5 protein-coding genes and 1 pseudogene are annotated in these 7055 nt (G+C 34.8%); 3 read left to right on the forward strand and 3 right to left on the reverse strand.

Annotated elements, in window-relative coordinates:
• From AC3OCB_RS10800 to AC3OCB_RS10810, 3 genes are all read left to right on the forward strand, one after another.
• On the forward strand, positions 1-329 hold a 329-nt coding region (locus AC3OCB_RS10800), incomplete at its 5' end, for a hypothetical protein (protein ID WP_498342504.1).
• Between the two features lie 27 nt (positions 330-356).
• A complete protein-coding gene (locus tag AC3OCB_RS10805) occupies positions 357-746 on the forward strand; it encodes a hypothetical protein (RefSeq protein ID WP_498342506.1) in 390 nt (129 codons plus the stop codon).
• Positions 743-1372, forward strand: coding sequence for a hypothetical protein (locus AC3OCB_RS10810; protein ID WP_498342507.1), 630 nt, complete (start codon positions 743-745; stop codon positions 1370-1372). Before AC3OCB_RS10805 ends, AC3OCB_RS10810 begins: the two co-directional genes overlap by 4 nt.
• On the opposite strand, the gene AC3OCB_RS10815 is transcribed toward AC3OCB_RS10810, so the two are convergent.
• From AC3OCB_RS10815 to treZ, 3 genes and pseudogenes are all read right to left on the reverse strand, one after another.
• Positions 1355-3466 (reverse strand): malto-oligosyltrehalose synthase, encoded by a 2112-nt coding sequence (locus AC3OCB_RS10815; RefSeq protein ID WP_498342509.1) that lies wholly within the window; start codon positions 3464-3466, stop codon positions 1355-1357. The two genes, AC3OCB_RS10810 and AC3OCB_RS10815, sit on opposite strands and share 18 nt — an antisense overlap.
• Positions 3466-5617, reverse strand: a pseudogene (gene glgX, locus AC3OCB_RS10820) (glycogen debranching protein GlgX). The gene AC3OCB_RS10815 and the pseudogene glgX overlap by 1 nt, the downstream one beginning before the upstream one ends.
• A 24-nt stretch (positions 5618-5641) precedes the next feature.
• Positions 5642-7055: malto-oligosyltrehalose trehalohydrolase (gene treZ / locus AC3OCB_RS10825; RefSeq protein ID WP_498342511.1), on the reverse strand; the 1414-nt coding region annotated here is incomplete at its 5' end.

A 7055-nucleotide genomic window follows, 5' to 3' on the forward strand; every position in this document is an offset into this window, starting at 1 on the left:
AGATGTGTATAGAGACAGGTGTACTTCAAGGCAAAAGTAAGGTAATAGAGGTTAATGGTATAAAGGCGACTTTGACAGATACAACACTAGAAATTGAAGGGATTAAATTTAGGAAATTGATAAATGTTAGAAAGTTCATTGATGAAGTAGCAGAAAAATATGAGGCGAAATGTGGCCAATTAAACAAGGCTGAGAATTTGTACACAAAACAATGTGAAGGAAAGGATGCAAAAGTATATTTTGATATAAAACCAGAGAAAATAAAACCGATTAAGAAGGAAGAAAAACAAGAGAAGAAGGAAGAAAAGAAAGAAAGTGAAAGTAAGTAATAAAAGTTTCAATCTCATTCTATTTGTATGCATCCAATTATTCATGGCACATTAGTAGGAGAAATAATAGCGTTTATATTAGGCTGGATAATAGCCTCGATACCAGTATGGTTAGCGTCAAAGGCAGTAAGTAGACATTCCTCTTTTCCTAGAGCAATGTTAGCAACACTTGGAGGAATAATAGTATTTGCTATAATTCTTGCCATATTTACCGCAATAGGATTAGCAATAGGTCTTCCAATACTTGGAACTTTAGGTTTACTATTTGGTTTTATAGGAGTATTAGGAGTGTTTAAAGCCCTTTTTGATACTGGATGGGGTGGAGCGTTCTTAATTGCTATATTAGCGCTTGTCATATTAGTGATAATTGACCTAATATTAGCGTTTTTAGGAATAGTAACAATTCATTTCTTGTGAAAAAAGTAATAGATTCCCTTACTTTTTATGGGATAAAACTGTATAGTTATGTTAAAGATTTAAAACTAGAATTTGATGATTTTTTAATAGAAAAAATTGTCTTAAACCCTCTTTATAAATACTCGTGCCAATGTTGTGTTGATGGTTTTTATCAGCAATATTTATGGAGCAAAGGAAGAGATTACACCTTGAGATTAGGTATCTATAATCCTAAATGCAGGGTTCCTCCTCAAATAGAGTTAGAAAGACAATATGACCACGAAATCCGTGGCATAGTTCTTCATCCTCAACATCATGGTTTTTCGCTACTGGATAAAAAACTGGAGTATGTATATCAATTTGCAGAAGATCATAATTTACCAATTGTTATTCATAGACCAAACGTAAAAGAGATAGAGAAAGTTTTACAATACAACGTGCTTTTAGTTCTTGCGGACACGGAGGAAAAATTAGAAAATGACAGAGTATACTATATTACACAAAAACCGTCAGAAAAGAGAGAAATCTACGGAAGTGGGAGTCCTTATAATGGCAAGGACTTAGCCGACGTATTAGAAGAAAATAGAGAAAATTACAACAAGGAATCATTTTATGACCTTCCAAAGAGATTATTTGATAAAAACTAAAGGTAGTTTATCTATTCTAACTTTACCTCTTACTTTTTCCCCAGTAATAACGTCAGTATATTCATCATCTAGCTCAATTTCTTTTGTAACATATGTCAACGTTTTTACTATCACAAGGACTTTATCACCCCTTAAATATCCACACAAGCCTTTAGGCAATGATAAAGGCTTATAACTTGATTTTATAAAGAAATCTTCCATTTCATTTCTTAAGTTAAGTAAGACTCTTGTTAAATGTGCCTTAATCTTTCCGTTATCAAAAAGGTCTTCACTATATTTCTCTGGAAGCTGATCAAAAGTAACTGGTCTTCTGTTATCTGGGTCTGTTAATAAATACCTAAAGTTCTCCAATCCTTGATAGAAATCAGCTACTCCGGGAGAGGTTACCTTTAGTGTAACTAAGGACAAGGACTTTATCTTGCCCATGTCATCGATTTTTTCCTCAAACTCAAGAAAACTCTCCTTAAATTTCTCATTGGTAAACATCTTATCTATCAGAGAAAAGACCTTATTTTCATACTCTTCATTAGGATTTACCCAATCTGTGTGAACTTTTGCCTCCCTAAGTGCCTTTCTCATGTGATTTTTTAACCTTTCCTTGTATTCCTCATTAAATCCTTCAAAACTTCCTACTAAAGTCTGGTAAAGCCTATATTCATCATTTCTGTCAATTGAAGGAGTTAAAATATCATGCCATTCGTTTACCTTCTTCTCCCATTCATCTGGGATTTCTGAAATTGCACTTATTCTCATCCTAACATCTTCACTAAACTTAGTGTCGTGAGTAGAAGTTGCATTAAAAGAAAATGATCCAACCCTAGATAAGTTAAACTTGTGAAACTCATCACAAGATATTGAATAGTGTTTTAAGTTAGTACCTACTTCATTAAGAGAAATTAAGCGATTATAGATGAATAGTACCGTGTCCTCATAAGACTTTGCAAAAACACCAGGCATATATTGTTGCAACTTCATGAATACTTTAACGTTCTTTTTCATTGCTTCATAAACTTTAGGACTACACTGCTTTACAATTTCCTCGTCTCTTCTATCTTCCTCAGTAATGTACGTTCTATATACTTTTAAGCAAGAAAGAAAGTTCTTTAATTCTTCATAAGAAACACCAAGCATGTTAGCTAGTCTCTCGATATCATGTTTAAACATAGTATCAATTATTTTCTTTTTAGTTTCTACGACTATTTCATCTAGATCCTTATCCCATATTCTCTTATAAATCTCCGTTAGTCTATCCTCATTATCAGTAAAAAGAAAGTTAGAATAATTTAGAAAATCATAGCCAGTTGTTCCTTCAATGAAATTCCATCTTAATTTCTCGTCAATGGATAAGATCTTTTCAACAAAAATTTGTCTATCTTCAATCTTACTCTTTAGTTTTTTTAAATATGTCTCTGGATCAAATAGACCATCTATATGATCAATCCTAAATGCGTCTATATCGAAAGACAAAATTTTCCTATGAGATTCTTCAAAAACCCAGTCATTCTCTTGTTTAACTGCAATTAACTCATTTACAGCGAAAAACCTCCTATAGCTAGGATATTCTTTCCAATCAACTAACTCATAATATTGGTTTCTCAACAGCGTTTCGATGTCATTCAGGTACTTTTTACTTTGTTCATTGACGGGGAATAGGTTCCCGTAATAATCTATGTACGGTTCGTTATTCACATATGTTATTTTAAAATTCCTATCTCCAAGTATTGGTATCCTTATTTTCTCTTCTTCATAAAAATCAAAATAAGAGTAATACTTACTTTCTTTACCTTTCTTAAGTACATCCATTAGCCTCCAATTAGTATGATGAACTACCATGTGATTTGGCACAATGTCTTGAACAATTCCTAATCCTTTCCTTTTAGCTTCAATTATTAATTTTCTATACTCATCTTCTCCTCCCAGTTCTTCATTTATAACAGTGTGATCTACAACATCATAGCCATGAGTACTCCCTGGTCTTGCTTTCAAAACGGGAGATAAGTATAAATGAGTAATTCCTAGTTTTACGAAATAGTCAAGTTTTTCTCTAATTTCTGAAAATTTCATTGGTTGAAGGCGATAAGTTGATAACAACATCAGTACTCAATCCTCCTATATACCATTGCAGTTCTTCCCTCAATTTCTAGCTCTTTACTGCCTTCAACAGTTTTCTCGTCGTCTCTTAAGTCCCTTAGGTAGGAAGAAACCACAATACTCCACTTTCCATGAGGGAACTTAAATTTCACGTTGTTGGGAGAACCATTTAGAATTATAAGGAAAGTGTCGTCAGCAATTCTTTCACCCATCTCATTTATCTCATCTATAGCGCTTCCTTCCAAAATATAAGCCACGAAATTTGTTGGTGATTTCCAAGTATTCTCATCAACTTCATTTCCATCTGGCTTTAGGAAAGTCACATCTTTTAATGGTAATCCATGAAGCTTTTTCCCTTGGAAATATTTAGCCCTCCTATATATGGGGTGAGCTTTATAGAAATACATCATACTTCTGACAAAGTCATGAAACCTCAGTTTCCTATCATCTAAATTCCAGTTAAACCAGCTTATTTCATTGTCTTGACAGAAAGCATTATTGTTCCCTTTTTTGCGTCCTACTTATCTCATCACCACCCAAAATCATAGGAATTCCTTGGCTGACGAAGAGTGTTATCATGAAATTCCTCTTTTGTCTCTCTCTGCACATTATAACATTCTGATCATTAGTTTCTCCTTCAACACCACAGTTCCAACTATAGTTATCATTTATCCCATCTTGATTATTTAATCCATTAGCCTCATTATGTTTCTGATTATAACTTACGAGATCTTCAAGGGTAAACCCATCATGAGATGTAATGTAATTTATACTTGCGAAAGGTGTCTTATTATTACCTGCGTATAAATCTGGAGAGCCCATTAGCCTATTCACTAACTCCTCGTAGGGAATAGCGTCACCTCTCCAAAATCTCCTTATAGTATCTCTGTATTTGCCGTTCCACTCCGCCCACATGTAAGGGAAGTTACCAACTTGATACCCACCAGGACCTACGTCCCAAGGTTCAGCAATAAGCTTAACTTGTGACAGAATAGGGTCTTGTTGAATAGCTACAAAAAACGTTGATAGCATATTTACACTGTACAGTTGCCTAGCTAATGCTGCTGCTAAGTCAAATCTAAAGCCATCGACATGCATCTCTAAAACCCAATAACGTAAACTGTCTAAAACCATTTGTAAAACTCTAGGATGGCTTAAGTTAAGCGTGTTCCCAGTACCAGTAAAATCTAAGTAATATCTCTTGTTGTTAGGGTCTAGCATGTAATAGGATGTGTTGTCGATTCCTTTAAAGGAAAGTGTAGGTCCTAAATGGTTTCCTTCTGCAGTATGATTATATACTACATCGATAATTACATCGATACCAGCATTATGTAACTCGTTTACCATTTCTTTAAATTCTTTTACCTGCTCACCCATGCATCCAGATGAGGAATATCTACATTCCGGTGAGAAGTAATTTATGGGGTTATAGCCCCAATAGTTCCTCAAACCTTTCTCTACAAGAAATCTGTCGTCTACAAAATGATGGACTGGCATTAACTCAACTGTATTAACACCTAGGTCTTTTAGGTAATCGACCATTTGACGGGAGGCTAAACCACGGTAAGTTCCCCTAATATTTTCTGGCAAGTCCTGCCTGAGTTTCGTAAAACCTTTAACATGAACTTCATAGATTATGACATCTTTTAAAGGTACTCTCTTTTTAAAGAAATAGTGGTCATCATCCCAATCAAAGTTTGGATCAATAACTACACTCTTAGGAATAAACTCGTCATCCGGTCTTTCGTCAAAAGATAAGTCTTGGTTAGGATCACCGATCTTATAACCAAAGTCTGCATCATTCCATACAACATCTCCACTTATTGCTTTAGCGTAAGGGTCAATCAAGACCTTATTAGGGTTAAACCTTAATCCTTGGTCTGGTTTATAAGGACCAGCAACTCTATAGGCATATAATTGACTTGGCCTTATACCGGGGACAAAGACATGCCAAACGTCTCCAGTCCTTTGTTTTACTTCAATAACCTCTTTAGGATATTTTTGGTTTGCAGGAGAGTATAAAAGAAGCTGAACTCCAGTAGCATTTTCAGAAAATAAGGCGAAGTTAACTCCATCTTCATCCTCATACCATGTAGCACCTAAAGGATAGGGGTCTCCGGGTCTTAATGGTCTATCCTTATAACTAAAAACCATACGTAAAAATTAGCCAAACTACTTTTAAACTTTGTTAAGATAAATACCTATACCTCTTTTTACCTCATATTCTTTATCTTTTTCGACATCTTTAGGGAAATTACTAGAGGTTAGAAGAAGATTACCAGATGTAAAGGACTTTATTTTTGTGTTTTTAAAAGCCACAAGTAACTGGATTTTTTCCATTAGCAATGACATCCAGTTATCTCCCGTGTTAACGTCAACTTTCCTTGAACAATCATTACCGTACATTTTTCTTATTTTTATCAAATCCTTGTAGTAAGTGTATAACTCTCGATCAATATTCCAGCTTAATTTACTTTTCTCAAATGCATCGTCTGACTGTGGATCAATTGTTTGCCCATTTTCTCTTAGCCTACCTTCTCTAACTCCCCTAACGAGTTGAGGATCAGAGAAGTCTGAAAAATAAAGGAAAGGATTCTTTTCATAGTACTCCTCTCCCATAAATATCATTGGTATAAAAGGAGAAAGCAAATATAATGCTGAAGCTATCTTATAACTTTCCTTATCTACAAGGTTTGATAGCCTTTCTCCATTACCCCTATTCCCTACTTGATCATGATTTTGAATATAAACAACAAACTTACAAGCATTTAAATTACCTACTTTTGCACCATGAGTCTTTTTTCTAAAATTAGAATATCTCCCGTCATAAACAAAAACGTCTTTAAACGTCTTAACTATGTCGTCTAAAGAACCGTAATCAGAGTAATAACCGTTTCTCTCCCCAGTTAAATAAGCGTGAATTGAATGATGAAAATCGTCTGTCCATTGGGCATCATTCTTATACCCACAATCATCTCTTATAATTTTGGGATCATTTAGATCGCTTTCTGCAATAACAAACTTTCCTAAGGAATGAGCTAGATCGGCAATGTCTTCAAGGATATGTTTAGGAGAAAAATCATAAATAGCGTGTACAGCATCTAAACGAAGACCGTCTACACGAAAGGTTTCCAACCAAAACCTAACGTTCTCAAGTACAAATTTCCTCACTTCGTCACTATATGCATCATCGAAGTTGAAAGTTAAACCCCAGGGAGTTTTATACCTTGAAGAAAAATAAGGACCGAGAGAGATCATGTAGTTACCTTCTGGTCCAACATGGTTGTATACTACATCAAGAATAACTGCTAAACCACGTTGATGAGCTTCATCAATAAATTTCATAAAGGCGTAAGGACCGCCATAACTGTTTTGCACTGCGTAAATGAAAACACCATCATATCCCCAGTCCTTTTTACCGGGAAACTGAAAAACTGGCATCACTTCGACTGCTGTAACTCCTAAATCTGCTAGATAATCAAGTTTTTCAATTGCTGAGTGAAAAGTTCCCTCTTTTGTAAATGTCCCGACGTGAAGTTCGTATATAATTAAATCCTTCGGGTCTATCTTTACCTCTTTGCTCTTCCAATCG

It is taken from the genome of Sulfurisphaera sp., assembly GCF_059755235.1.